The sequence below is a fragment of the Kitasatospora sp. MY 5-36 genome (genome assembly GCF_001182915.1).
Classification (GTDB): domain Bacteria; phylum Actinomycetota; class Actinomycetes; order Streptomycetales; family Streptomycetaceae; genus Kitasatospora.
Genome location: NZ_LFVW01000158.1, coordinates 1 through 2,586, shown reverse-complemented (window position 1 = coordinate 2,586; position 2,586 = coordinate 1). Strand labels below are relative to the sequence as shown.

At 73.9% G+C, this 2,586-nt stretch carries 2 protein-coding genes and 1 pseudogene; 1 reads left to right on the top strand and 2 read right to left on the bottom strand.

Going from position 1 to position 2,586, the window contains the following annotated elements; genetic code table 11:
- Together AE652_RS11985 and AE652_RS11980 are read right to left on the bottom strand one after the other, a co-directional pair.
- Positions 1 to 619 (bottom strand): 1-deoxy-D-xylulose-5-phosphate synthase N-terminal domain-containing protein (locus AE652_RS11985; protein WP_049651275.1); only part of this gene is annotated, 619 nt, incomplete at its 3' end.
- A gap of 247 nt (positions 620 to 866) precedes the next feature.
- On the bottom strand, positions 867 to 2,045 hold the full coding sequence (locus tag AE652_RS11980; protein ID WP_049651274.1) for an ROK family transcriptional regulator: 1,179 nt from the start codon (positions 2,043 to 2,045) through the stop codon (positions 867 to 869).
- Positions 2,046 to 2,344: 299 nt separating this feature from the next.
- Here AE652_RS11980 and AE652_RS48125 point away from each other — a divergent pair.
- Positions 2,345 to 2,586: pseudogene (locus AE652_RS48125) on the top strand (hypothetical protein); the annotation flags it as partial.

Genomic DNA, 2,586 nt, shown 5'->3' with positions numbered 1-2,586 from the left:
CCTTGCCCCAGGACAGGAAGCGCTCGTAGCCCTGGGTGGTGCGCAGGGTGGCGAGGTGGTTGGCCAGGCCGCCGATGGTCGGGGAGTACGAGCGCTCGTTGTCGTTCACGACGATGACGAGCGGGCGGTCCTTGGCGTCGGCGATGTTGTTGAGCGCCTCCCAGGCCATGCCGCCGGTGAGCGCGCCGTCGCCGATCACCGCGACGACCGGGTCGTTCTTGCCCAGGATCTGGTTGGCCTTGGCCAGGCCGTCGGCGTACGAGAGGACCGTGGAGGCGTGCGAGTTCTCGATCACGTCGTGCTCGGACTCGGCCCGGGACGGGTAGCCGGACAGGCCGCCCTTCATCCGCAGCCGGGAGAAGTCCTGGCGGCCGGTGAGCAGCTTGTGGACGTAGCTCTGGTGGCCGGTGTCGAAGAGGATGCGGTCGCGCGGGGAGTCGAAGACCCGGTGCAGCGCGATGGTGAGCTCCACCACGCCGAGGTTGGGCCCGAGGTGGCCACCCGTCTTGGAGACCTCGGTCACCAGGAAGGTCCGGATCTCCTGGGCCAGTGCGGCCAGCTGTCCGGGCGTGAGCCGGTCGAGATCGCGCGGTCCCCGAATGCGGGTCAGCAGGGCCACCCGTTCCTCCTCGTTCAGTGTTCGCGGACCACGGACGGTCCGACGGGCGTCGCTGCCCGGCCCGGCGGCAGTCCGACGGTCCGGCCGGTGGCGACCGGTCGAGTCTAATGTCCGCCTGCCGGACACCAAGCGGCGCGCCCGGTGCCACCGTTCGGTTACCGCCATTCCGGGAGGTCGGGCCGGGAAGCCGGGTCACCTCAGGTTGACGTACAGGCGTTTGAATACGCGGGCGGACCGGACGGCGGCGTCAGGCGCGGCCCAGCGCGCCGGACTCCCCCATCTCGCTCATCACCAGGGCCAGCGCGCCGAGCACCTCGGCCCGGCCGCCGAGGGTGCCGGGGACGACCGAGAGCTGACGAGCCGCGCTCGGGATCGCGTACCGGGCCACCGAGTCCCGGATCGGGGCGAGCACCAGCTCACCGGCCTCGGCGAGGTCCCCGCCGAGGATCACCCGGCGGGGGTTCAGCAGGTTGCAGAGGGTGGCGACGCCGGTGCCGATCTGCCGGCCCGCGTCGGCGATCACCCGGCGGCAGCCGAGGTCGCCCTGCTGGGCCAGCTCGACCACCCGGGGCAGGCTGAGGTCCTGGCCGAGGGTGGGGGCGAGCAGCGAGAGCAGGTAGCGGGAACCGACGAAGGTCTCCAGGCAGCCGCGGTTGCCGCAGCGGCAGACCGGCCCGGCCTCGTCCAGGGTGATGTGCCCGATCTCACCCGCGGTGCCGCCCGGGCCGCGGTAGATCTGGCCGTTCACCACCAGCCCGGCGCCGACCCCGCTGGCGACCTTGATGTAGGCGAGGTCGCTCAGCCCGCGGCCGGCGCCCCAGACCAGCTCGCCGAGCGCACCCAGGTTGGCGTCGTTGTCCACGTGCACCGGCATGCCGAGCCGCTCGGCCAGCTCCCGGCCCGGGGCGATGCCCGTCCAGCCGGGCAGGATCGCGGTGGAGCCGAGCGCGCCGGTCTCCACGTCGATCGGGCCGGGCACGCCGAGGCCGACGCCGATCACCTTGTCGGAACGGAAGCCGGCCTGCGTCAGCAGCCGCTCGACCATCGCCTCGGCGCGGTCGAAGCCCTGCTGGGCGGAGACGTCGACGTCGATCGGGGCGCTCTCCTCGGCCAGCACCCGGTGGGCCAGGTTGCCGACCGCGACACGCAGGTGGGTGTGGCCGAAGTCGATGCCGACCACGATGCCGGCGTCCCCGCTGAGCGAGACGCTGCGGGCGCGGCGGCCGCCGGAGGAGGTGTCGGCGACCACGACGGTGCCGCTCTCCTTCAACTCCCGCACGATGTTGGACACGGTGGCCGCGGACAGTCCGGTGCCGCGGGCGATCTCGGCCTGGGTCAGCGAGCCGGCCATCCGCACCGCGCGGAGCACCCGTTCCAGGTTCGCCCGGTGCAGCGACGACTGCGAGCCCGGTGTGTCCGTCGACATGATCCACCCTCCCAGGGCGGGGACCCCTCCGCCGGGCGTCCCCTTCAACTCCTGAAGGGTACGGCCCGGGGGCCCGGGCGGGGATCCCGGCTGCGGCGGGCGGGCGCGCAGGGGGGCGCGGACGGCGGCCGCCCGGCGCGGGCCGGCGAGCGGGGGCGCGGGCGTGGGGGCGCGGTGATCGGGGGGTGAAGGTGTTGCGCGGCCTGGACCTGCGGGGACGGGGAACCGCCGTCCTGGCGACGGCCGAAAACCACGCACCACTAACATGGTGCCACTTCTCACCCGTCCCAATCGGGGCCGTGGACGGCACCGCCAGGGGGACGCATCCAGACATGACGGGGAATCAGATGGCAGGGGATCACCCTACGCCGGGTACAGGCGAAACGCCCGGCAGCGGTCCGCAGGACAACCGGGGCGTCTCGTTCGGGCGCCCGCCGGGCGGCGGGGTCGATCCGGCCGCCGTCGCGGACCAGATGACGCAGCTCGACGGCGCCGCCGTCCCGGGGCAGGTCACCCCGGGCCCGGTCGCGCCCGCGGGCCC

Excerpts from the sequence above, each read along its gene's own strand:
- AE652_RS11980 (WP_049651274.1), bottom strand. The coding sequence starts at position 2,045 with ATGTCGACGGACACACCGGGCTCGCAGTCGTCGCTGCACCGGGCGAAC.